Origin of the sequence: Arthrobacter sp. StoSoilB13, assembly GCF_019977255.1 — a bacterium.
Taxonomy (GTDB): domain Bacteria; phylum Actinomycetota; class Actinomycetes; order Actinomycetales; family Micrococcaceae; genus Arthrobacter.
In genome coordinates this window covers 495787-519186 of sequence record NZ_AP024647.1, presented here as the reverse complement: position 1 = coordinate 519186, position 23400 = coordinate 495787, and the positions used below count along the sequence as shown (strand labels likewise).

The following is a 23400-nucleotide window of genomic DNA, read 5'->3' as shown; positions in this document are numbered from 1 at the left end:
GGTGCCGATTCAAGAGGGCGTCAGTGGAAAGAGACACCGACGATTGGTGGTGAGCCATCCAGGTGGCTTGGTCCCGGGGTGCCGGGACCAGGCCACGGTGGATTCGAGGCTGCGGGGTTTCAGAAGAGCGGTACTTGGGAGGGATCGGTGAAGTACTGTGGCGGGTGCGTGAAGGTGGTGTTTTCGAGGGTGGGGTAGCTCTTCATCAGCAAGAGGTCGCTGTCGGTGTTGGCGAACGTGCTGTTGAGAACGGTGACGTTTGATGCGATCTTCCAGACGCCGCCGCGCTTGTTGCCGGTGATTTTCGATTCGCTGATGATGACATCGCGTGGCGCGTTTGCAGTGTCTTCGGTGTACTGGTTTGGGTTGCTGAATATTTCCGCAATGAACCACAGTGCGGTTTTACCTGAGCCGGTGATGTCGAACTTGTGGAAGAGGATCTTGTCGTCGTTGGCTCCGTCCGCCTGGACTCCATTGACCGTGGAGTTGCGGATTTGGGCTCGTTGGACGATCACGTTGGACGTTGAGGTGTACTTGGCCCCCTTGCCGCGGACCGGGTTCGACATGTCCACATCCGACTGCAGGATGTTGTTGTCGAAGAGCCAGTACACGTTGTGATACAGCCCGTTGGCGGACCCGTTCTGGTGGATATTCGCGTTGGACATGATGATGTTGCTCGAACGCTTCATGTGTACGCCGTGAACGGTGAAGTCTTTGACGGTGATGTTTTGAAGGGCGATACGGCTGTGCCGCGAGGCGACCGGGTCCACCCCTTCCAGGAGGACGCCATGGGCGAGGTTTGCCGAGCCTCGGTCCCCTTTGAGGGTGAGGTCCTTGACGACCACGTCGGAAAGGATCCGCTGGGTGGTTCCGATGGCCGTGCCAGTGCCTTCGTACTGGATGACGGTGTAGTCACGGCCGGCACCGACAAGGGTGATGAGGTTTTTCAGGTTGATGCGTGTTCCGACGGTGTAGACACCCTCGGTGAGCCTGACTACGCCTCCACCCTGTGCTGCGAGTGAGTCGATTGCTGCCTGAATTGAACCTCCGGGGGCCACAGTGAGTTCGTTGGCGAGGTTCTGTTGCGGGTACTGGACATGGTTGAACTGATTGGACCATTTCTCGGTGATCAGAGTGTTCACTGTGGGTTCCAGCTCGACCGTTTCGACTTTGGCTGCTGGAGACGCCGGGGGCGTTTGGGCGGTCTCAAGTGCCGGGACATTGACCTCGAACCTGTCGGTCAGCTTGATCGGCCCGTTGGTGACCGTGACATCGAGTTTTACGGTGGCGTCGCCCACGGCTTTCTGAGGGCGGGTGACCTTCCCGTCATCGCTAATGACGTCTGAGTCCCAGGATGACCACGCGATCGCTTCAGGAGAAAGCCCCCGGCTGGTCAGCGGCAGGTCTGCCGTGGCTGTTTTGTTCGTCTCCAGGAGCGCTTGGGCCGAGGCCAGGTCCCTTTGGGCCTGCTTGACGTCAGAGATCTCCTTCGGGTCCGTCAGCACAGTAGTCAGAACCAGGTGGGGTCGCTGGTCTCCGATCCCTCCTTCGTCGGAGAAGAATGACAGTACCTTGCCCGGGTCTACCTGATCTGCGGTTACGCGCAGGCTGAGCTTCCCATCTCCGGCGCGCTCTGAGAGGGCAGCTTGCCCTACTTGGGCCGAATACTTCGCTGTGCCGTGGCTTACCTGGACCGATGCGCTTGTCCCGGCGATGTCGGTAGCGGGCAGTTTGGTGGCTCCGGTCATTTCGAATTGGGGCTGCTCGGCCCGCTCCCGGGTCGGCACCCAGGTGTCATTATTGACGAACCCCGTGGTCAGGGTCGTCGGACCTGCCGCCGCCGGGTCCTTCAGGGTCATCTCAAGTCGCGCGTCCTTCAACGTGCCCGGAATGTTCGATTTCACATCAAAGCGCAGATAGGAAGCCCGCGATTCAGGGCTTTCGGGAGTGCCCCCATTGGCAACTTCCAAGGTGGGAAGCCAATGGCTGGGGACAGTGGTTGTGCCGTGGACGTCGGTGTCGATGACGGGATAAATGACTTGGGTTACTTCCAACGCCGGTCCGCCGGCTGAACCGTCGGCCGCAGCCGGTACCGTGCTGGCCGTGAGCGCGGAGGCAACGACGACAACCAGCAGGCTTCCGAGCGGAAGTGCTTTCGATGATGGGACCATCTCTTTCCTCACTGAAAGGTGGTGGCGACAATGTCACCGGTGGTGAGCGCAGTGGATCCGGAGGGCGCTGCAAATCTGCCGAACGCTGGATTCGTTGAGTGGTGAGGGCTTTTCGGTACTACTTCTAGGCCGGTCGGGCCGCCTAGGTGATATCGATTTCACCACGGGTTATTCGCTCTGACAAGTGGTTTGGGCGTATTTGATGAATCAATTTTCGTGCCGTCATCAAGGGGCCCAGGATGCGTCCCTATTGACGGCACGACGGACTGGCAGGACTACTTCCAAAGCCACTGATGGAAGTGTTCCTGCCAATCTGCCGTTATTTATTTGATGGACGGGTGCATTCAGGACAAATCGGTGGAATCAAGGGTTGGAATCCAGATGCGCATAGTGGAGCTCCCCCGTTCAGCCCAGGAGTGATAGGGCACCAGGGGCACCTGGTTGGTTGCTGTTGCGCCCGGCTCCTCGTTGTGTGCGATAGTCGGCCAGGGCCGGTCGGCAGGGTTCTGGCGCCGTTTCAGGGTGACCAGGAGGCTGTCTCCGTCTTGGTGGATTCCTTCCTTGGTATCGACCATTGCTTGGTCGAGTTCCCAGCCCTCGGGCAGGTCGACTGATTCAAGCGCGAACACTTCGGGGCCTCGTTCGATGGCCACACAGCCTCGGACGGCATCGATCCGGTGGTCGGGCCAGGAAAACCGCGGGCTCATGGGCAGGTCCAGCACGATCCGCTGCCCGGGCGTGAACACCTGGGTGACGGTCGCGGTGCCCGTTTCCACCTGCTGCGGCCCGGATCCGGAATCAATGGTTGCCCCTTGAGCCCATGCCGGGACGCGGAACTGGATGGACGTGGGGGCTTCCGGTGCTTCTACCACTGCAACGATGACGCGCCCCGAATACGGGTAGGTGGTCTCCACGTCCACTTGCAGGGTTCCACCCGCCAGTTCTGCCTGGATTCGCGCCGCGGCGTATTGGTGGAGCTGAACACCGGTGGGATCCGAGGTTGCGAGATAGCTGCCGAGGCTGGCCAGCGTTCTGGCAACGTTCGGCGGGCAGCAGGAGACTTCGAACCAAGCCTCGCGCCCGCTGGAGCCGCCGCGGATGCACACACCATCCTCGTTCAGCGGCGCTTCTCCGGCAACCGAGCGCTGATGGAGGGTGTTGGCGTAGAAGAATGATCGGCCGTCTGCAGAGGGCGAGGTTGCCACGACGTTGTACAGCGTCCGCTCGATCAGGTCCGCGTACTGAGGTTCGCCGGTCGCCAGCAACAGGCGCCAGCTGAACATGATGGAGGCGACGCCTGCGCAGGTTTCGCAGTAGGAGCGGTCAGGGGGGAGAACGAAGTCCTCGCCGTAGGCCTCGTCCATGTGGTGCGAACCCATTCCGCCGGTGATGTAGGTCCTGCGGGCGACGGTGTTGTGCCATTGGAGCTTCAGGGCTTCGAGCAGTTCGGTGTCTTGGGTTTCGACGGCGACATCCACGGCTCCGGCGGCCAGGTAGAGTGCCCGCACGGCATGTCCGCGCAACACGGTGGCCGCCCGTACCGGGATATCGTCCTGCCAGTAGGCGCGCCCGAATTCAAACAAGGGCAGGGTTCCTGTGCCGCGCCGGTCGATGAACAATTCGGCCTGTTCGAGGTACTTGGTCTCGCCGGTCACCCGGTAGAGCTCCACCAGGGCCACTTCGATTTCGGCGTGGCCGCATACCTTGTTCAGTCCTTCGGGGCCGAACATGACGCATACGTGGTCTGCGAGTTTGCGTGCCACGTCGAGGAGTGTTGTGGCGCCGGTGGCGCGGTGGTTGGCAACTGCGGCCTGGATGAGATGGCCGAAGCAGTACAGCTCGTGGCCCCATTTGAAGTCAGAGTAGCGAGGTTGCTGCCAGGGCCGGCCAAAAAGGGTGTGGAGGTAGCCGTCGGGGTCTTGGGCTGCGTCCAGTTTGCCGATGAAGGTGTCCAGGATGTCATCGAGCCCGGAGGTACCGGCCCGGGCGTGTTCCCAGGACATTGCTTCGATGAGTTTGTAGATTTCGGAGTCCGCGAACTCGCGGCCCCGGTGTTCAAAGGACTCGGTGGTGGCCGCCTTTTCGAGGTTGCCCAGCCATCCGAGTCGGGTTACCCAGGAGAGCCCGTGGGGAATGATCGCCTCCCGGTTGAGTTCCTGCCGGTCACCCCAGAATCCCTTTGAGAGGGTGACGGCGTGGAGGGGCAGTGGCGAGAGGGTGCCACGGGAGGGGGCAACCGGGAGTGCTTCATGGGATGTCTGGGCTGTGTGCAACGGTGACCTCCGTGGTCGTTGATGTGCTGGGCAGTGGATGGTTCGAAGGTGGTGCGAGATTGCTTAGGGCATTTCGGCGGCGAGCCGTTTTACGCCGTGCACCGGATCGTGAGGGGCAACCCGGATGTCGTGGATTCCCCATTCAGCCAGTGCCGCGCGGAACGCTTCCTGGAAGCGGGTTGAATTCCTGCCGAGCCCCCCTCCGAGGATGACGGGACCGGTCATCTCCAGCTGGGTCAGCGTCTGGAAGGTGATGCGGGCCAGGTCCTGCGCTGCTTGGTTGATGATGCGCTGGCTTGGTTGGTGTCCTTGGTCGGCGGTGGCGGCGACGAGTTGTCCGCGCTGTGCCCAGTACCTCCGCCCGGTGCCGGGGGAATGAAAGAGTGCGATGAGCTGGCTGGGTTGGTCAATCCCACAGGCTTCCAGGAGCGCGAGGCCCAGCGCGTCGGGGGCGATGTTTCGGTTCATGAGATCAAGGCTGTGCCGGACTGCTTCCCGGCCAAGCCAGTAGCCGCTGCCTTCGTCTCCCAGAAGGTAGCCCCACCCTCCGGCACGCGCTTCATCGCATTGGCTGTTTCGTCCCCAGGCGGCCGACCCCGTTCCAGCGATGACGGCCACTCCGGTGTCGACCCCGCCGGCGGCCAGCAGGAGACGCGAGTCGTGAACGATGGCGATTTTTGCTTCAGGAACGAACGGTTGAATCAATTGCCTAAGTTCTTCGGCGTCCTCGGCCGTGTCGATTCCGCCTGCCCCTACATACACCCGTTCAATGGGCCCCTGGCCTAGGTGGTGGAACAGTTGTGCAAGGTTGGATTGGGCGGTTTCCCGGCTGACGTTCTGGACATTGGCGCTTCCGGCGATGTATTCCAAGGCCTGTTTTCCGTTTTCGAAACGCAGCCCGTGTGTTTTTGTCCCTCCGATATCAAGGCCGATCATGACTGGAAGGTGCCTGTTGTGTGCGGGCGTGGTTTCCCACACGGTCGTCCCCGGCGCTTGTGTATCTGGCATGGCAGTCCTTGAGCGGTTATCGGTGGCTGGGTTGGCTGGTTGTTGTGGCGTTGACATTGGTGGCGAGGGTTGTCACGAAGGCAGTTACGGTTTCGTTGGTCTGCAGGGTTACGCCGTGCTCCGTTGCCCCGATGAAGGCACTCTGGCCTCGGTGCAGGTGCAGCGATTGGCTCGTTGATGCCACGGTTCCTTGGCCGTCAACGACCAGCACAATGGCAGGGCTTCCTGGTGGCAGTTCGATATGTCGGTTGTCGGCATCCAGCTCAATTTGCTGGAGCTGGAACTCGTTGAAGGGTGGTTCCCAGACACGGCGGCCTGGTTCGGTCATCGAGGAGTTGAGGCATGGCACGGGAAGTGGGGTGAAGTCGACGGTACGCATCAGCTCAGGGATGTCGACGTGTTTGCCGGTGAGGCCGCCGCGGAGCACGTTGTCGGAGGAGGCCATGACTTCGATGCCCAGGCCGTGAAGGTAGGCATGGATGTTTCCGGCCGGCAGGAAAATAGCATCGCCCGGTTTCAGGGCAACATGGTTGAGCATCAGTGAGATGAGCACTCCAGGGTCCCCCGGGTAAAGCCGGCTCAACTCACGTGCCGTTGACAGTGCATCCCCGAAGGGGTGGTGCGCCGGCTGGTCGTGGTCCAGCAGCTCCGCAAGGCTGTTGACGGCCTCTGTGACGGCAGGCCCGCCCGTGAGCAACTGGCCGAACGCTGCTTCTATTGCGGCGGTGTCGCTGCGGCCGTTGAGGGTGAGGGTTCGGTGCAGCTCACCAAACAGCGGCACAGACGATGATTCGCAGCTCGAGGACTCGGCAGCCAGAAAGGAAAAGATGCTGGCAGCCTCGGACACGGAACGGAATCCACACAATGCCTCGAAGTCGGTCAGGGCGACGATCATTTCCGGTTTGTGGTTTGAATCCTTGAAGTTTCGATGTGGGGCATCGCGGGGTATGCCCCGTGCATCCTCCTCTGCGAAGCCGTGCGCTGCTTGGTTTCGCGTGGGGTGGACTTGAAGTGAGAGGGCCGATTCTGCGGCCAGCACTTTCATGAGGAAAGGCAGTTGATCACCGAAACTTTGCCGGGAGGCCTCACCCAGGAGCTGTGGGTTGCCGAGGATGAGCTCATCCAGCCGGCTGTCATGATCGTCCGAAAGGGCAATCGAAGCGGCGCCGGGATGTGCGCCCAGCCACATCTCGGCCTCGGGCTGGCCTGATTTCTCATGGCCGAGGTAGTCCGCCATGAGCGTGGTTGATCCCCACTTGTAATTGCGGATGGTGTTCTTGAGACGATGCATGATGGGAGTTCTCGATTTTCTGGAGCCGCGGCTGGGCGGGTTGTGTCGAAAAGTACGGGGGGTGCCGGACGGTCAGCCGTGTCCTCTGGCGCTGACGGCGAAGGTTCCAGCAGAGATGTCAGCCGCCGTTGCGCTCACCATCAAGTAACCGGTCGTGTCCCACTTGAAATCGAATGCTCCACCCGCGCCGATCCATTCAACGAGGACCTCTTGTCCTGCCCATTGCGGTAAGTGAAGGGCGAATTCGCTTTCGGGTCCTTCCCGTTTCCACACTGTGACGAGGTCGCGGCCTGCGGCCTTCAGACCGACAGCCAGCCACTGGTCCTCCCATTGCGGGATGCCGGAGGGCAGGAATGCCGTGGCGGAGTGGATTTCCGGAAGCAGGTCTTTGTGGGCCATCACTGCGGTGCGGACCATGCTCATTTGTTCATCGGTCATTCGGTCCAGGAAACCTGACAGGCACATTCTGCCGAGCATGCCTGTGGACAGCGTGAATTGTATTTCCGCGCCGGTCATGTCCGCTTGCGGGTAGGCCCAGTGGGCCGCCTGCTCGGGTAGGACGCTGAGGAAGGCGTTGGCCGCGATCGGCGGGTAAAGCAGCAGGTCCTGCTGGTCAGAGGTGGACTGCAGGTCGAGGCGGGACAGGAGGGCATAGTCCTGCCGCATGGCGCCTGAGGCGCAGTTTTCGATCGTCAGAAGTGGATGGCGGGTTCTTATTCCGTCGAGCCAGGCAAGGTAGGCGCGGTTGTGTCCGAGAAGGCCGGCCCCCGTTGAACTGGCATCAATATCTGTTCCCGGTCCGGCCGTGATGTTGTAGTCGAGCTTGAAGTAACTGACGCCGAAGTCATGGACGAGCCGGTCGATGGTTTCGTCCAAGTGTGCCCTGACGGCTGGGTGGCGGAAGTCCAGGTGGTATCTGCCGTGCTCGACCACGCGTGTGCCGTTGCGTTGCAGGAATGCCTCCTGTGGCAGGGCTTCTGCCATCGGACTGCGTACTCCGACGACTTCGGGTTCGAGCCAGATGCCTACTCCCATGCCATGGAGGCCGATGGCGTCGGTGACCTCGGCCAGACCGTTGGGGAACCGTCCCGTGGAGGGCTGCCACTCCCCCACTGCGTCCCACCAGTCAGTTCTGTCGTCGTACCAGCCGGCGTCGATGCAGAAGATGTCGGCGCCGGCAGACTTGGCGCTCTTGATCAGCGGCAGAAGCTTTTCCGTGCTGGGCTCGCCCATGAGGGTGTTCATGAAGTCGTTGTAGACCACCGGAGGCCCTGGGGTGACGGCAGTTCCGCGGAGCGCGCGGCGGTGTGCCGTCATCTCGGCGAGGGCACCGTGGAGTCCTTCGTAGCTGACCGCCACCGAGGCCGGTACCGACGTAAACGTCTGGCCCGGCTGCAGCAGCTGAAGCCACTGGTGCTGGTCATCGGTCGGACCCAGCAGGGCAAGGTTGGCGCCTTGCCGGGTTTCGCTTAGTTCCCAGGCCCATCCGCCGTTGTGCTCCACCTGCCACATCCAGCACCACCTGTCGTCGGCGTCCACCAGAGCCGCTGTGGGCAGTGGGCCGCCCGTCGACCAGGAAGACGTTGAGGCTCGGAGCAGATGCCCTCGCTGGTCCTGGGCATGGAAACCCAGGTTCAGATCGGGCAGAACCTCGCGCAGCGCCTTGAGGGTCCACTGATTCTCACCCAGCCACTGCGACGTTCCGGAGGCAAGGCGCAAGCTGCGCAGGTCCGCCCCCCGCCCGCCGTTAAGGAGCGGTACTGCCAGGGAAGTAACTGCCTGCAAATGGAGGGGTTCTTGCCCGGTGTTCCGTACGGTGGTGACGGCCTGCAGAGCCCGCGCTTTTGTTGCTGTTCGGAACACAACCTCAGCTTCGATCCCGGTCCCTTCGTCACGCTGGCGGACCGTGAGGGTGTGCCAGTGTCCGTCGTTGCCGGTCTCGTGGCCGATGTACCGGAGCCGGGTTCCCACGACCGACTCGCCGTAACGTTGGCTCGTCCTGGCCCTCCCGTGCTGGACCGTCAGGATTTCTACAAGGGCAGGTCCTTGTTGGAACACGGCTTTTGGTTCGGTGGGGCCCAGGTGGGCGACCGCGACGGGGCGGTCCGTGGCGGTTTGCAGGACCAGTGAGAAGGATCCATTGGTCCACGAGATCGAATCGGTCGCCATGTGCTAAGCCATTCTTGCCAGGTCGGACAAGCCGACGGGAAACTTCGGAGATAGCCCTGCCGCGTAGCGCTCGACTTCGTCCAATGCATAGGCGGTGAGACGGTGCAGCTCGGTGCCCATGGATCCTGCGATGTGGGGCGTCAGCCAGACGTTGGGCAACGCAAAGAGGGGGTCTCCGGCTGGGAGTGGTTCCGGATGGGTCACATCGAGGTAGGCATTGATCCTGCCGGCCTGCAGCTCCCGGGTCAGGGCTGCTTGGTCCACGAGTTCGCCACGGGCCGTGTTGAGCAACGTTGAACCGTCTTTCATGGCGGCCAATTGTTTGGCCCCGATCATTCCGATGGTCTCTGGAAGGACGGGCGCGTGCAGGGACACAATGTCGCTTGATTCCATGAGTTCGTTGAGACTGACCGGCCTCGCGCCGAGTCTGCGTGCTTCGGCGTCGGTAATGGTTGGGTCGTATAGGAAGACGTCGAAATCGAACGGTTGCAGGCGTTCGAGCACGAGCCGTCCGATGGTTGACGCGCCGACGATGCCCACGGCCCGTTCATAGTTTCCGCAGCTGGGGAACTCTGCTTCCCTGTCGATTTTTGTTTGTCGTTGCGTGTACAGGCGGCTGGCGGTGACGGCTGACTTTCCTGCGAGCAGGATCATCCCCAAGGTGAACTCGGCTACCGGGATAGCATTGGCTTCCGCAGCTGTCGTGACGGTGATCCCCCGCTCCCAGCATTCGGGCAGGACGTGTCCTTTGACGCTGCCCCCGGCATGGGAAATGAGGTGGAGCCGGGGCATGCGTGCCAGAACATCGGCATCAATGCGTGGGGAGAACCATCCCGTAAGCAGGACATCAATGCCATCAAGGACGCTGTCCGGGACTGCGCTGAAGTCCTGGATGACGTTGCTGAAATCGCAATCGCCGATGGTTTCCAGTCGTGACTGCAGCCGTTTGGAAAAAAGGGCGTCCCGCAGTTCAGCGTCCTGCATGGCCAGGCCGATTCGTGGGCGAAACAGTGCCTGTCCCTTTTGCTGGGCGTTACTGTGCAATGCAGCGCTCACTTTTCTTCTCCTCGCCAGTGCAGGTCCAGCCAGGTGCGGGTGGATTTGAGTGCCAGGTCCAATTGCGGAACCTGCGGGTACCAAGCCTTTTCCCATTCGAGCGTGACAGTGCCTTGATATTTTTCGTTGATCAGCAGTTCGGCGAAATCGTTGAGCGGAAGGTTGCCGCCGCCAAGGAGTTCGGGCGTACTTTCGGGCAGTGCGGCGTCCTTTACTTGCACGGTTCCACGGCCAGTGGAAAACCAAGGCCGGAGTGACTTCCAGGTGTCTTCCAGCGCCTCGCCGACCCGCCAGGGGTGTAGGAGGTCCCAGACGACGCCGACGGTGCCTTGGACACGTGCGAGGATTCGCGCGATGTCGGCCCCTGTCGGGTGCGAGTCGTGCGTTTCGAGCACTGGCATGACGCCTACGACGTCGCCATATGCGCTCACGCTTGTGAGCCGCCGGGCGGCGCGTTCATCAACAACGTCTGCAGGTTCCAGCAGGGCCGGTGCGGTGTTGAACGGGGCGGGAGCTGTCTCGGCTCCGGGGAACACGCGAACCATGGGTGCGCCGAGGTCCCGGCCGAAGTCCAGGGCTTGGATGAGCTCGCGGATAACGGTTTCGTCCTTGCCCGCCGCGGCTACTTGGACATAGCTCGCGATGGACGTCACCTTGATACCGGCGGCTTCTATTGCCTTTCTGAGTGCCTCCCGGGCCTGCCTGTCGAGGTTAGGATCGGCCGCTTCTCCGGGCGCCAGCCGCAGTTCGATGCCAGGAAATTGGACATCTTTGAGCCATCTCAGCACGACCGGCAATGGTGTTCCGGGCGCGCCTAAGGTGGACGCCGACGGCGTGATCATGTGATTCCTTGAGTGTGGGAGGAGGATTGTGTCAGCCCTTGAGCCCTGCGCTGGCCATGCCTTCAACGAACCTGCGCTGGGCGAAGATGAACAGGACGATCATCGGAAGGGTGGCCAGGGTTGCCCCAGCCATCAGGTAGGGCCACTGGACGTTCAGGGGGTCTTGGGAGAAGATCGCCAGCCCGACCTGCAGGGGCCTGAGCTCATCGGAGTTGGTAACGATCAGGGGCCACAGGAAACTGTTCCAGGCTGCTTCGATTTGGAAGACGCCGATGGTGACCAATGCGGGTTTGATCAGAGGTGTCATGATGCGGAAGAAGATTCCGAACTCGCCGAGACCGTCGACCCTGGCGGCGTCGGCCAGTTCCGAGGGCAAGGTCACGTAGAACTGACGTGCCAGGAACGTGTACAGGGGTGCAATGGCGAGCGGGATGATCAAGGGCCCCACCAGGTGTTCAGCCATCCGGTGCCGCCTTGGCCGAAGATGTCGTTGCCGCCAAAGAGCGGGATGGACTTCACCAGCAGGAACAGCGGAACCAGGATGATCTGGAAGGGAACCATCATCAGGGCGATGAAGTAGTTCAGCAGTCCTTTGGCTCCCCTGATGGGCGCCTTGGCGAGGGCGTATCCGGCCATGGTGCAGAACACCAGGGTCAGGGCCGTTTCACCCAGGGTCAGCAGGAGGCTGTTTCCGAAGTACCGCAGGAAGGGTGCGGCGTTCATGGCCTCTGCAAAATTTTCCCAGTGGAACTGTGTGGGCAGCCACGAGAAGGTGCTGACTTCCCCAGTGGACTTCAGCGCGGTCAGGATCATCCAGATGAACGGTCCGATCATCACTACCGAGCCCAGCAGCAGTACTGCGTACAGAACTACCCGGCCGGGCGTGAGCTTTTTGCTATGCATCCTGGTTTTTCCTTTGCGAACGGCCGCCCAGATAGATGAAGACCGCAACGAGTATGAGCATGATGACCGTCTCAGCGGACGCGTAGCCCAGCCGGAGGCCTTCGAAAGCGTTGTTGTAGATGTCGAAGGTCAGAACGGTTGTTGAGTTGACCGGACCACCCTTGGTCATGACGAAGACGAGGTCGAAAACCTGGAAGGTCTGCACGATCGCGGTGATGAGGACGAAGTAGTGTGCCGGTCCCAGGGCGGGCCAGATGACATTGCGGAATACCTGCCAGCGGTTGGCTCCGTCGAGGTTGGCCGCCTCAAGAAGTTCCTTGGAGACGCCTTGCAGGGCAGCCAGGTAGACGATCATTTTGGCGCCGAGTCCTTGCCAGATTCCGACCGCCATCAATGCCGGAAGTGCCATGCCTGGGTCATTCAGCCATTCGGAGCGGGAGAGCCCGAAGAGGCTGCCGACGGCGTTGGCGAGACCAGCGCTGGGGTGATAGATCCACAACCACACCGAGGCCACGGCAACCGTGGCGGTAACCACAGGAAGGTAGTAGACGGTGCGGAAGAAGCCCAGTCCCCGGATCTTCAGATTCAGGCCCAGCGCTATCAGCAGTGCCAGGACCATCGACAAGGGAACCACTACCAGCGTGTAGGCGATCGTGTTGCGCAGTGCAGCCTGGAAACGGGTGTCCTGGAAGAGCTCGATGTAGTTCTCCGCCCCAATCAGCTTCCAGGGCCCCGGAAAAGTCGTAGTCGGTGAAGCTGAGGAACAACGCAGCCACGGCAGGTACGGCAAGGAAGAACGTTGAGTGCAGCAGTGCCGGCGTCAGAAGCCACCAGCCGGCCCGTGACTGCTGCCTGGTCAGGCGTGATCCGCGGCGCCCCGTGGCGCGCACGGCGCGGGCGTTACTGCCCCGCGTCGCGTGCGCCACCGTCTTTGGTTCTTTGAGCGTGCTCACTTGGACTGCTGCTCCAATGCCATCAGTGTGTCCTGGACCGGCTTCTTGCCCAGCAAGGCGTCATCGAGGCTTGTTCCAAACGTTCCGCGCAGTTCCAGCCAGTTGGCAGCGCCTCCTTCGAACTTCGCGTCACCGAGGTTGGACGCGACGAAGGTGCTTGCCGGGTTGGATTTCACAACAGTGGAGTCAGCGGCGTCCTTGGCTGCCGGGACGGCGAAGTTCAAGGTTGCGATATCCGATTCGGCCGCCGGCTTGCTCAGTTCCTGAATGAAGTCCCAGGCAGCAGACTTGATCTTGCTGCTCTTACCCACCGAAGCCAGCTGGCCGCCGGTGAACATGGAGCCTTCCTTGTCCTTGAGGTTGAAGTAGACCAGGTCATCGCACGTGGCCTTGCCCACGCCCTTGTCGGAGCAGTCGATGTAGCCGCCAGTGAAGCCCATTGCTGCTTCCCCGGTGTTGACCAAGGGCGACTTCGCGGCATTCTGCGCACCATACTTCTGCACGTTGTTGACCATGCTCTTCATCCACTCCAGGGTCTGAGCGCCCTCGGAGCCGGCAAACTGAGGCTTGCCTTCACCGTCGTATAGCGGCTTGCCCAAAGACCCGAGCAAGGCAACGAAGTCCTGGCGGTAGCCGCCCGGTCCTGCCCAGAAATCGAAGCCAGCCTGGGTGATGTTGCCGGCAGCGTCCTTGACGCTCAGCTTCTCGGCCGCGGCCTTGATCTCCTCCATGGTTGTCGGGGGCTTGCTCGGATCCAGCCCAGCCTTCTGGAACAGCGACTTACGCAAAGCCAGCGGCTTGGGGCCGGCGATCAGGGGGACCGCGTACACCTTGCCCTTGAACTCTGAGGCCGGGACAAGCGCCGGGTTGGTCGACTTTCCAAGGGAGTCACCTGAGGCTCCAAAAGTAGACAAGTCCTCGAAAACATTCTTCGCCGCAAAAGGCGGTACCCACCCGATACCCGTCACCAGGACGTCATAGCCCTGGCCGCCAGCGATGGACGTGGAAATCTTCTGGTTCAGCGTGTCGAACGTGGCGAAGTCCGGTTCAACAGTGACCTTGGGGTACTTCGCATTGAACGCTGAGACAACCTTTGCGAGAGCGGCTTTGCCCTCATTGCTTGCCGGGTAGCTGGGAACCAGGACCCGGAGCGTACCCGTTACTTCAGCCGGGTTGGATGCGGGGGCGCTGGACGATCCGCCGGAGCCGCATGCGCTGAGAGCCAGAGTGCCAGCCACTGCCAGCGCAAGAAAACCTGCTGCACGTCGACGTGCCATATCAATCCTCCTGAGTGAGCCATCCAACGGTGGACGGCGAGTGGAATCAGTGTATGATATCGATATCAGCGATGCAAGTCACATTTTTTGGAGGCCTCCGGGAACTCCACAGGCGTATCGTCAGCAACGAAGCAGACGGAAAGATGGACGCATGAACAAGGAACAGAACCGCTCCAAAGGAGCTGCCGTTACAAACGCATTCGAGGTCACCGGCGAGGTTCTGCTGCTCCAGCTACTGTTCCTGGTCGCCAGCATTCCGTTGCTGACGGCTTTTCCCGCAGCAATTGCTTTGCAACGGGCCTTCCAACAGGTGGTACTTGACCATAGGCCCGGCACCACACGGCGTTTCCTTAGGGAATTTGTCTGGGCGTGGAGGCGTGTTGGCTGGTGGGGCATCCTTGCCACGGCGTTCGCGGCCGCAGCCACCTTCGCCATTCTGTTTTGGCTTTCCACTCCCGGGATGCTCGGCACATTGGCTTTATGCGTACTGATACCCATATGCGGTGCAGCAGCTGCCGTCTATCTCGCGGTGCTAGGAGGCGCAATGAATGCAGGCCCGGACACCGGGGCCCGGGACCTTTGGGAAGAAGGAATGCGCATCGTCTTCAAAAAGCCACTGTTCCTCGCCGCAGCGGTCATTGCCTTGGCCACTTGGGGAGTTCTCGCGCTCCGCCTGCCTACACTAATACCAGTGTTCAGCGGCCTGGTACCGGCGCTACTGGCATGGCTGCTGGTTCGAAGGCCAGCAGATGCCCGTAGCCGCCAAGGGGGCTGAATCGGACAGACGAACACTATCTTGAGAGCAAGGATGCCATGACGATCGCCAACGATTCCCGCAAACCTGTCATTGCCGACGTCGCACGCCTGGCGGGGGTCTCTGTTCCCACCGTTTCGCGTGTCCTCACCGGGAACATCCCCGTAAGCCAAGGCCTGAGGGAGCGCGTCGAGGCTGCCATCAAGGAACTGGACTACCGTCCCAGCTCGCTGGCACGCAGCCTTCGCAGCGGAACGAAAACTATGATCGCCATCTTCGCGGCCAGCACAGCAGCATACGGCTACGCCAACACCTTGGCCGGCATCGAGGAGGCCGCCCAGGCAGCGGGCTATTCCGTCGTCATATCGGCCGTCAAATCTGCAGACGTTGCAGACGTCCAAGCAGCCTTGGAAGGCACCCTCCAGCAGCAACTCGCTGGGATCATCGTCTTGGACTTCGACCCTTCAGCCGCCGAAGTCCTGAAACAACTCCCGTCCTCCATCCCGACGGTGGCGGCCTCCGGCTTTCCCGTAGGCCAGCCAGGTTTCCCATACGCCTTCATCGACGAGTACGCCGCGGGTCGTCAAGCTACAGAGCACCTGCTGAGCCTTGGACACAGAACCGTGCACCATCTGGGCTTGTTTCCCCTAACCCAGTTCTCGGGACGCTACCAAGGCTGGCACGACGCGCTTACAGATGCCGGCATCACCCCGCCACCCGTCCTCAAAGCCTCCCGCGCAGCAAAGTCCGGCTACGAGCAAGGACTTCGCATAGCAGCGGACCCTTCAGTGACCGCTATCTTCTGCTCCAACGATGGGCTCGCTCTCGCCGCGCTTCGGGCCCTCCATGAGAAGGGCGTGCGGGTCCCGGAAGACGTATCAATCATCGGCTGGGACAATCAGCCCTTCAGCGAATTTACGTGGCCATCATTAGCCACCGTCGCACCTGATTTCCAAGACCTCGGACTAAGAGCTTTCGAACTGCTCCAACAGCGTCTCACCGGAGACACAGTCGTCCGAGACTCCAAGGTCCGACCCGCCCTCCTCCTGCGAGAATCAACAACTACCGCATCACTGCGAAACTGAAGCGACCTTCCCGGGATCCAACCTGTTGCGTTTGGCCTCGGCCAGAGCTGTTGTTGCCAAGTGAGATGACCGGAGCGCGGCCCAACTCGCGGCGCCAGACTTACGAGCCGAGGCTGGTCTTGGCCTTCTGGTAACGGTACAGGGTCGCCCGGCTCCGCCCGACGAGCTGTGCGGCCTCTTGGGCAGTTCGCCCTTTTGCCCGTTCCCGCCGCACAATCTCCAGTTTGCCGGCGACGGCGGTGATGTCCATGAGTTGCTCAGAGTGTGGGAAGACTTCAACCGCGGCGAGACCTGGCGCGAAGTCTCTGCCACCGGCAACGACCAGGCGCGGGTCGCTGCAGCACAGGTCCTTGCCGAGGTAAGGGAAGTTGCAGCGCTGGAGGCGCTTCGTGCGAACGCGAAGGCCGTCGATCTGCTGACGGCAAGGCGCTGATACGTCATCAAATCCGCACGCGCGGCCAGCGCTACGTGGTCCCAGATCGGCGAGGCACTGGGGGTCACGAAACAAGCCGCCCATGACTTCTACCGCCGCAGCATCGCTTCGACGATGATGCCTTAGAACCGGGACGCCCACGCCGGTACACTCCCCCACCTCCGGATCCGCAACATTGTCCACAGCCAGTGCTCCGGCTGCGTCCGGGTTGCCTGGATGAGTGCTGCTGGCGCGGTGGATTTTCCGGCACCGGGAGGGCCGGCAAGGACAATCGCCTTCTTGTCACGGCGGACCTCGGGGCGAGACTCCATGAAGCGTGCAAGGATCTCGTTATGCAGCCGCCGGCGGTCCTGGCGTGGCTCGCCTCGACGGACGTTGAACCGCCCGGGGTTCTGGAAGGTCGCGGTCTTGCTCTGGGCGGTCAGCGGTCCCCCATCTGAACCCAGGCGCTCCAAGGTGGTTCGGTGGGCTGCTGCCTGGTCTTCAGTAGTTACGCTTTACAGCGTAGTCGTCAGACTTCGGGAGCCTCGTCGGAGGCGTCCAGAATCTGGTCGTAGGTGTCCCCGTCGATGAGTCCTTCATCAAAGGCCCGGCCGACTTCCGCGAACGATCCCGGGGTGTCCAGGTAGGGCGTGGAGTCCCACTCGGCAGCAGCTGCGGCCCCGCCTTCGTTCTTCGGGTAAGGCCACGCTGACAGCTCGCGGATCATGGCGTCGCGGTCGATGTCGCCGGCCGCGTAGCGTTCTGCGATCTCGTAGGGGCTGGCACCGCTGAATCCCTCGGGTATGGGCTTCACTCCCCTGGCGTCTGCCTGCGAAAGTAGCCGGCTGATGGCCGGCTGGCTGACGCCCAGGGCGCGGGCGACCCCTCGCTGGTCTGCTGTTTCGACGGCGGCGCGGACGTTCCTGATGTAGTCCAGGCCACCCAGCTCGCGGCGCGCACGGGCCCGGCGGGCATTGGCAGTGGCGTTCTCGGGGCTGGTGATTGTCATATCCAAACCCCTCCCTCTATATAACGAATGTTATCAGGTTTATAACTAACGTTATCCGGCGCGCAGGCGCAGTTCGGGCACGGGGTCAGGTTTGCTCCACTCGATGTTTTGAAGGCTATGTCCGTACAGTCGACGATGGAAAGTCCGCCGGTCCCCCATCGGCGGGCTTTCTTCCTACTTAGAGGCTCACGGAGTTCCTTCCCCTTAAGCTTTCCCGCTGCCTCCAAAAGTTCTCACCGGCCGTCTGGCGGCACGAAGGGCCCGTCCGCGTCGCGCCTGCCTATTGATTCCTGCCGAAGATGCGGGCGATGGCCTCTCTTTGCCATTGCGGTTCGCGTTCGCCAGGGCTCCACCGACTTGTGCTCCTCCTGTCGTGGCTGGGGTCCCAAGAGCGTCCTGGGTGGTTGTGGTCAACACCGCTGAGCCACCGATCCGGGGCATCTTCGGGCAGCTCGTCACTTGCGGCCGGGGAGCCACCCAGGCTACCTGCCACGATGCCCCCAATGGCCGCGGCGATGAGGCCCGTCGTGACAGGAGCTCAGGACGCGCCGGCGATGCCCAGGGAAAGAGGCAGTGCCACGACGAAAACTACGAGGGACGCAGAAAGGTCCGCGCCCAGGCTGCTGAGGAAGCGTGGCTTGGCTGTACCTTTGCCCTGCATGTGAGTCAGTGAGGACGGTGGCGTGTTCGATGGGCTGCGGCATGGGATTCCTTCGGCCCAGTGTTCCCGGCCGTGGACCGCCTACGCAACATTGCGGCGCACGTCACAATCCGGCCTCCGTCGGCTGTAGAATTCGCTGGTTGAAGCGATAGTCGCGCATTGGATTTTGGGGGTTGAGCCGTTGGCTGCTCGGGGTTTTTCTACGTTATTTTCACGCTCAGCAGGGAAACGGATTTCGGCAGGATTGTTGGCCAGCGCCATGACCGTAGTTCTCCTGATAGGTATGCCCCCCCACGGCAGCCCGAGCAGATGTTGAAGTTACACAAGTGCCCGTGGGGTCCAACCCGGGTGGCATGGCCATCAATCAAGTGACAAACAAAATCTACGTTCCCAATGAGGGACACGGGACCGTCACTGTGATCGATGGTGCTACCAACCAGGCCCAGACCCTAACAGTCGGCGGCTGGCCAGGGATCGCTGTCGTCAACTCAAAGACCAACAAGATCTATGTGGGGCATCGCGGCGGACAAGTGGTCTCAGTGATCGACGGGATGACAAACACAGTGGCGTCAATTCCCGTCGGCTCCAGCAGTTGGGGAGTTGCAGTCAATGAAACAACCAACAAAGTCTATGTTCCGTCGGAAGAGGCTCTCAATATCATCGACGGCAAGGACAACGCCGTGACTGTCATTCCACATTCCATAAAAGGCTACGGATATCGATATCAGATAGTGGTAAATCCTGTAACTAATAAAGCATACTTTGGCGGCGATGCGGGATTCTTAGCCGAGTTTGATGGTGCAACCAACGCCATCAACCTCATCGAAAAGGGAACGTACATAGATGATTTGGCCGTTAACGTCGGGACAAACAAGATCTATGTGTCCGGTCAATCGATAACGTCGGGTAGCAAGTTGTTGGTCGTCGACGGTGCCACTCGCGCCGTACACAGCATCCAGACAGGGCGCGCACCCGCGCTCCTGGGAATCAATGAAAAAACCAACACAATTTTTGCTCTTCACCCGAACAGCCAAACGCTGGTTCAGGTTGATGGGGTAACCGAGACACAGAAGAGCTTCCCAGCTAATGACACCGCCAGGGGCATTGCGGTGAATGCGACCACCAACAAGGTGTACGTTGCATCTTCAAGCGGGATCAGCGTCTACACTGCAGCCGCTTTGACGTCCGATCTCGTGAGGACGACGTCGACCAGCTTCCACGAACTGGCCATTAATGAGAAGACCAACAGGATCTACGCGACTAATGGATACACCGCCACCGTCATCGACGGAACCGACAAAGCACCGCAGCTCATCAGTCCGCCGACACCCGCAAAAGGGCGTGTCGGATCGTTCTACACAGGCGGCTTTGGCTTCTCTGGATCCCTCACCCCGAAAATCCAGGTTGTCTCCGGATCGCTCCCCCCGGGCTTGACACAGGTTAACGGCGTACTCAGCGGCGTACCCACAACCGCTGGTGTCTACAGCTTTCGCGTATCAGCTACGAACGGCATCAGCCCCGATGCGATAACCCCGATGGTCACCATCACGATCGCCCCAAAAGACATACGTGCCGACTACAATAGCGACGGCAAGCCTGACGTGCTGGCCCGCGACACCAACGGAAAGCTTTGGCTGTACCCCGGAAATGGCAGCGGAGGGTGGCTAAATCGAACCCAGGTTGGCCAAGGCTGGAATGTAATGACCGAAATCGCGGCGCCTGGTGACTTCACCGGAGATGGCAAGGATGACCTCCTGGCCCGCGACAGCAACGACACGCTGTGGCTCTATCCAGGAGACGGCCATGGCGGCTGGCTCGCACGAAGTGCAATCGGATGGGGATGGGGCGTCGTGAATACGATGTTCCCCATTGGAGACCTTGACCTTGATGGTAATGCGGACATCATAGGCCGCACCAACTACTACGGCTCCTTGATCCACTACCGGGGTAACGGCAGCGGTGGCTGGGCAGGACAGGTGCAGATAGGTCGCAGCTTCGAATCCCTGAATTACCTCGGAGGAATCGGCGATATCAATGGAAACGGCACGCAGGACCTCATTGGCCGGGACACCATGGGAACGCTCTGGCTCTACTGGGGCGGAAGCGGCGCCCTCGGTAACGGCCCTGCCATCGGCTGGGGCTGGAACGCCATGACAGCCATCGCCACCCCCGGCGACTTCAATGGCGACGGCAACGTCGACCTCCTGGCCCGTGATTCAACAGGAACACTGTGGCTCTACCCCGGCAACGGCAAACTGGGCTGGCTTCCCAGAGTCCAGGTCGGGTCCGGCTGGAACGTCATGAACGCCATCATCTAGAAGCCCAACCTTCCACAAGCAAAATCATAAAGAACGACGGCGAGAAGCTCCCGCCGTCGTTCGCTTACCTTCAAGCCCATAACCTAAGTTCCTTAGAATAGTCTTGGCTCCATGAGCGACACCGAAGCCCAGCCCGTCCGCATCAGTTCCGAGCCCGTCCAACTGCAAGCCCCTGGAACCGATGCTGGAAATGGGTCCAGGCAGCAGTGGGCGACGTCCCAGCACTGCTGACACCGGCCGAGGACATCATACAGACGCCCCCAAACCCGGCGAGGGCAACACAGCCAAGCTCTGGGAACTCCTGGCATGCGTCACGGCCGCGGACGATGCGGACGGGCGGGAGCTTGAACCACGCCTCGATGCCATGCCCGTTTTGGAGCAGACGGACAACCCCACGGAACCGGCCGACGCCTTGGTGGCCGTTGCCCCAAAGTCCCTCTCACGGCTCCCCGCCGTACCCTGGGCTTTTGATGTCTACGCAACGCTTGGATTGATAGCCTCGTTGGCCCTTAGCACTTGCGCATGGCTGCCGCACCGCCCGCGGCATACCCAGAACGACGCCAGCGTGAGTTCGGATAGTCCGGTTAGAGCACACCCCAACCTGACGTCAGATCCTGCGAGGTTTGGGGTCAGGTTAGGGCCCGTTTCGCTTACGTCGGACGGCAGACACGCGAGTTCATAGACCTCATCCTGAGAGTCCGCGAGACCCGCGACAGCGAAGCCCTGTCGTCCCCCGTCGTTGGAGTGCGGCTGCCGACCAGTAGAGAGACGAAGCGCCGGCACAGCACCATGGATTCCGTCTTCGTCATGTCGTCGAATCCGCCGGGCAGAATGAACACGTGATGGCAAGAAAGAGAGCAAACCGTGATCAGAAACAAAACAGACTTAAGTGTGCACAATGTGCACACCCCCTTTGGCCCGACAAAGTCACTTTTCGGCGCCATGAAGGGAGGGAAATCAGATCGCTCAACCCGACGAAACAGAAATCTCTCGAAGTCATGTCGTGCCTACTCCCCCCGCCTATGAACATGCCTAGGCCACTCCAGACCTACCGCACAGAACCGAAAGAAGGAATCGACATGGCCCCAGCTCAGAGCCAGCGGAGCGCCCAAACGCCAGGGCACTGATCCCGCTCCCCCACCCAAACTGAACAGGCCGTACCCGGCGGCCAGGCACCAGCCGGACCAACAATTCAGAGACGATTGTCAAGCTTTGTCCACACTTAAAAGCAAAAACCCCTCTGACGAGGGGGTATGCCGTGCCCGAGGTGGGACTCGAAGGTGATTCCAGGCCTTGGGAACGCTGGGATTTCCGGGAATCATGCCGAATCCGGCCCGATCCGACCGATGTACGCCCCAGTCCGACAGGCAAAGTGTGGACAGTGTCCACACCCTCTTATTTGCCTTCCGGCAAGGCCCCACACTTAATGGAAGCAAAGCCGAGCGGGCCGCCGTCGCGATCCGAATCACCCGCGCCGAAACGTTCGGGAACTGGTTTCCGAACGAAAATCTTGGCACAAAGTGCATCGGCTTCCCTCCCCTCCGCTGGTCGTTCTCCCACCGTCCATTGCAGGTCCGGCAGCGCACGACATGACCAGCCCGGCCAGGCACAACGCCTCCAGCAGTCACCGGTGACATTATGGTCAGCCATCTCGCAAAACCCCAGGCGCAGCCCGCGCAGAAGTCGGTGTTGAGACTTCCCGCCAACATCCCACTTCCCGACTCCTGGCGAGGAGTCCGCCGTCGGTGCGGGAACCGGAGCATGTGCACCGAAGGACATTGCAAGGTTTTGTCGAAGAATTGCACAAGATTCGTCAATCCACCACCCAGCTGGGGCGGCTTATGGAAGCATCGTCCTCAGGGCCTTTCCCGTTGGATGTTGGAGGTAGCGATGTTCGTTCCGAATTCCAGTGATCACTTCCGCGAGGAGGATCTGCCGGCCCAGATTCGTGCAATCCGAATGCCACGCTGGGCAGGCGCGGCCCTCGGTGCGGCCCTTGTGGTGATCGCGGTGGCAGCGGTCGCCGGTTCGATCCTTGTCAACGATAGTGACAGCACGATCATCCCGTTTTGGGTCGAGGCGCTCATCATGGCGGGATCAATAATCTCAGCTATCTCGGGTGCCCTCCTGCTTTGGCATGCCGGAGAGTGGGTCACGCTCACACGGTTTGAGGCGATCGTGACGAGGGCATTCATAGTCCAGATCAAGGTCGACCGCACACACCTTGAAGACTTCCACGCCTACCTTCACCAGTACGCTGCCGGCGGGGGAGTTCGCTACCGCATGGTGCCGACCTTCACCACCAAGGACCCATACGACCGGCTGAGGGATCTGCCGCTGCCATTCCTTGCCTACTGGAACCCGGTCGGAGGCACTGAAGCTTCACTCCCGCCCCGTGCTGCGTACATTGAGGCCTGGGCCCGCGCGGGCTATAGTCCGTACTCGAGAGCTATCCCCACCGGCGCCGTGCCCTACACGCTATCGATGCACCGGCAGGCCGTCCGGACTGGCCTGCAGCGCCGCGCGCGCTTGTGGGCGATCCTCCTCCCGGTGGTCTCGATTGGGCTCGGTCTAAGCCTCGGCGTCGGACTCGGACCCGCCACCAAAGCCCTAAGCCACACCCGCAGCAGCGCCGACCCCCAAACAAACCGCACGGGCATCCGCGACCTCGACGACGCGCTCACTCCCGGAGTCTCCGGCTACCAGTGGCATGCGAAGGTCTACCCGACGACCGGCACGAGGGACTTCACCTTCTTCCCAACCTTGCGGCACCTGCCGCCGGCGCCGTACACGGTTCGATACTTCATCCGTGACCCCGCGCAGCACGGCACGGATCTCAGTGTCCCGGAGCAGAAATACGGCCGAATCGTCTCGCAAGGGACAATATCCGTAAGGGACCCCACTATCGAATTCACGCTCGACCACGACGACAGCACCTTCACGTTCGAGGTCTACGTCACTGACAACCGCGGGCACACCACGCGCGACTCGGATCTCTACCGGAACCTCGCCGCGCTCCCGGCATCGACCCCTGCGCCGATGCCTACGCGCTGAGGCGTCCAATGATTTCAGGTTAGAAATTTGATGCAATGGCGATCCGCCCGGGAGATCAGATCGCCGACTGGGTCCGATGAGAGCCGGCGACGTTACCGGCACACATGATAGCCATTAGTATCACCATGCCCACGCCCTCCGAGGTCGAGCCACGAACTCGG

General features: G+C 61.2%; 19 protein-coding genes. 4 read left to right on the top strand and 15 right to left on the bottom strand.

Annotated elements, in window-relative coordinates; all coding sequences use genetic code 11:
• Nucleotides 1-119 precede the first annotated feature (119 nt).
• The 11 genes from LDP01_RS02420 to LDP01_RS02370 all read right to left on the bottom strand — a co-directional run bounded on the left by LDP01_RS02420 (nt 120) and on the right by LDP01_RS02370 (nt 13943).
• Nucleotides 120-2171, bottom strand: coding sequence for an immunoglobulin-like domain-containing protein (locus LDP01_RS02420; RefSeq protein WP_224089978.1), 2052 nt, complete (start codon nt 2169-2171; stop codon nt 120-122).
• Between the two features lie 344 nt (nt 2172-2515).
• Nucleotides 2516-4444: a glycoside hydrolase family 127 protein gene (locus tag LDP01_RS02415; RefSeq protein WP_224089977.1), complete on the bottom strand. Its 1929-nt coding sequence runs from the start codon at nt 4442-4444 to the stop codon at nt 2516-2518.
• 63 nt (nt 4445-4507) lie between these two features.
• Nucleotides 4508-5452 (bottom strand): N-acetylglucosamine kinase, encoded by a 945-nt coding sequence (locus LDP01_RS02410; protein ID WP_224089976.1) that lies wholly within the window; start codon nt 5450-5452, stop codon nt 4508-4510.
• Nucleotides 5453-5468: 16 nt separating this feature from the next.
• Nucleotides 5469-6743 (bottom strand): mannose-6-phosphate isomerase, class I, encoded by a 1275-nt coding sequence (gene manA, locus LDP01_RS02405; RefSeq protein WP_224089975.1) that lies wholly within the window; start codon nt 6741-6743, stop codon nt 5469-5471.
• 72 nt (nt 6744-6815) lie between these two features.
• Nucleotides 6816-8912, bottom strand: a complete 2097-nt coding sequence (locus LDP01_RS02400; RefSeq protein WP_224089973.1) for a glycoside hydrolase family 36 protein — start codon at nt 8910-8912, stop codon at nt 6816-6818.
• Nucleotides 8913-8915: 3 nt separating this feature from the next.
• Entirely contained in the window at nt 8916-9968 is a 1053-nt protein-coding gene (locus LDP01_RS02395; RefSeq protein ID WP_224089971.1) for a hydroxyacid dehydrogenase, read from the bottom strand.
• Nucleotides 9965-10810 carry a sugar phosphate isomerase/epimerase family protein gene (locus LDP01_RS02390; protein WP_224089969.1) on the bottom strand — a complete coding sequence of 282 codons (846 nt, stop codon included), beginning with the start codon at nt 10808-10810 and terminating at the stop codon, nt 9965-9967. The genes LDP01_RS02395 and LDP01_RS02390 overlap by 4 nt, the downstream gene beginning before the upstream one ends.
• 31 nt (nt 10811-10841) lie before the next feature.
• Nucleotides 10842-11273: a carbohydrate ABC transporter permease gene (locus LDP01_RS02385; protein WP_224089967.1), complete on the bottom strand. Its 432-nt coding sequence runs from the start codon at nt 11271-11273 to the stop codon at nt 10842-10844.
• On the bottom strand, nt 11246-11713 hold the full coding sequence (locus LDP01_RS02380) for a carbohydrate ABC transporter permease (protein WP_224089966.1): 468 nt from the start codon (nt 11711-11713) through the stop codon (nt 11246-11248). The genes LDP01_RS02385 and LDP01_RS02380 overlap by 28 nt, the downstream gene beginning before the upstream one ends.
• Nucleotides 11706-12503, bottom strand: a complete 798-nt coding sequence (locus tag LDP01_RS02375) for a carbohydrate ABC transporter permease (RefSeq protein WP_224089964.1) — start codon at nt 12501-12503, stop codon at nt 11706-11708. Before LDP01_RS02375 ends, LDP01_RS02380 begins: the two co-directional genes overlap by 8 nt.
• 159 nt (nt 12504-12662) lie before the next feature.
• Complete coding sequence (locus LDP01_RS02370; RefSeq protein ID WP_224089962.1) at nt 12663-13943, bottom strand: extracellular solute-binding protein; 1281 nt, start codon at nt 13941-13943, stop codon at nt 12663-12665.
• 151 nt (nt 13944-14094) lie between these two features.
• Between LDP01_RS02370 and LDP01_RS02365 the strand changes: the two genes are divergently transcribed.
• Nucleotides 14095-14718: a DUF624 domain-containing protein gene (locus tag LDP01_RS02365; RefSeq protein ID WP_224089960.1), complete on the top strand. Its 624-nt coding sequence runs from the start codon at nt 14095-14097 to the stop codon at nt 14716-14718.
• A gap of 38 nt (nt 14719-14756) precedes the next feature.
• Nucleotides 14757-15782, top strand: a complete 1026-nt coding sequence (locus LDP01_RS02360; RefSeq protein WP_224089957.1) for a LacI family DNA-binding transcriptional regulator — start codon at nt 14757-14759, stop codon at nt 15780-15782.
• A gap of 100 nt (nt 15783-15882) precedes the next feature.
• Here the strand turns inward: LDP01_RS02360 and LDP01_RS02355 are convergent, their stop codons facing one another.
• The 4 genes from LDP01_RS02355 to LDP01_RS23315 form a co-directional block, all read right to left on the bottom strand.
• Entirely contained in the window at nt 15883-16356 is a 474-nt protein-coding gene (locus LDP01_RS02355; protein WP_224089955.1) for a helix-turn-helix domain-containing protein, read from the bottom strand.
• Nucleotides 16338-16670 (bottom strand): nucleoside/nucleotide kinase family protein, encoded by a 333-nt coding sequence (locus LDP01_RS02350; protein WP_224089953.1) that lies wholly within the window; start codon nt 16668-16670, stop codon nt 16338-16340. The genes LDP01_RS02355 and LDP01_RS02350 overlap by 19 nt, the downstream gene beginning before the upstream one ends.
• 56 nt (nt 16671-16726) lie before the next feature.
• A complete protein-coding gene (locus LDP01_RS02345) occupies nt 16727-17206 on the bottom strand; it encodes a helix-turn-helix domain-containing protein (RefSeq protein WP_224089952.1) in 480 nt (159 codons plus the stop codon).
• 538 nt (nt 17207-17744) lie between these two features.
• Nucleotides 17745-17867, bottom strand: a complete 123-nt coding sequence (locus tag LDP01_RS23315) for a hypothetical protein (RefSeq protein ID WP_263433744.1) — start codon at nt 17865-17867, stop codon at nt 17745-17747.
• A 353-nt stretch (nt 17868-18220) separates the two neighbouring features.
• Here LDP01_RS23315 and LDP01_RS02335 point away from each other — a divergent pair, with 353 nt between their 5' ends.
• Together LDP01_RS02335 and LDP01_RS02330 are read left to right on the top strand one after the other, a co-directional pair.
• A complete protein-coding gene (locus tag LDP01_RS02335) occupies nt 18221-20185 on the top strand; it encodes an FG-GAP-like repeat-containing protein (RefSeq protein WP_224089951.1) in 1965 nt (654 codons plus the stop codon).
• A 1890-nt stretch (nt 20186-22075) separates the two neighbouring features.
• Nucleotides 22076-23239 (top strand): hypothetical protein, encoded by a 1164-nt coding sequence (locus tag LDP01_RS02330; RefSeq protein ID WP_224089950.1) that lies wholly within the window; start codon nt 22076-22078, stop codon nt 23237-23239.
• Nucleotides 23240-23400 lie beyond the last annotated feature (161 nt).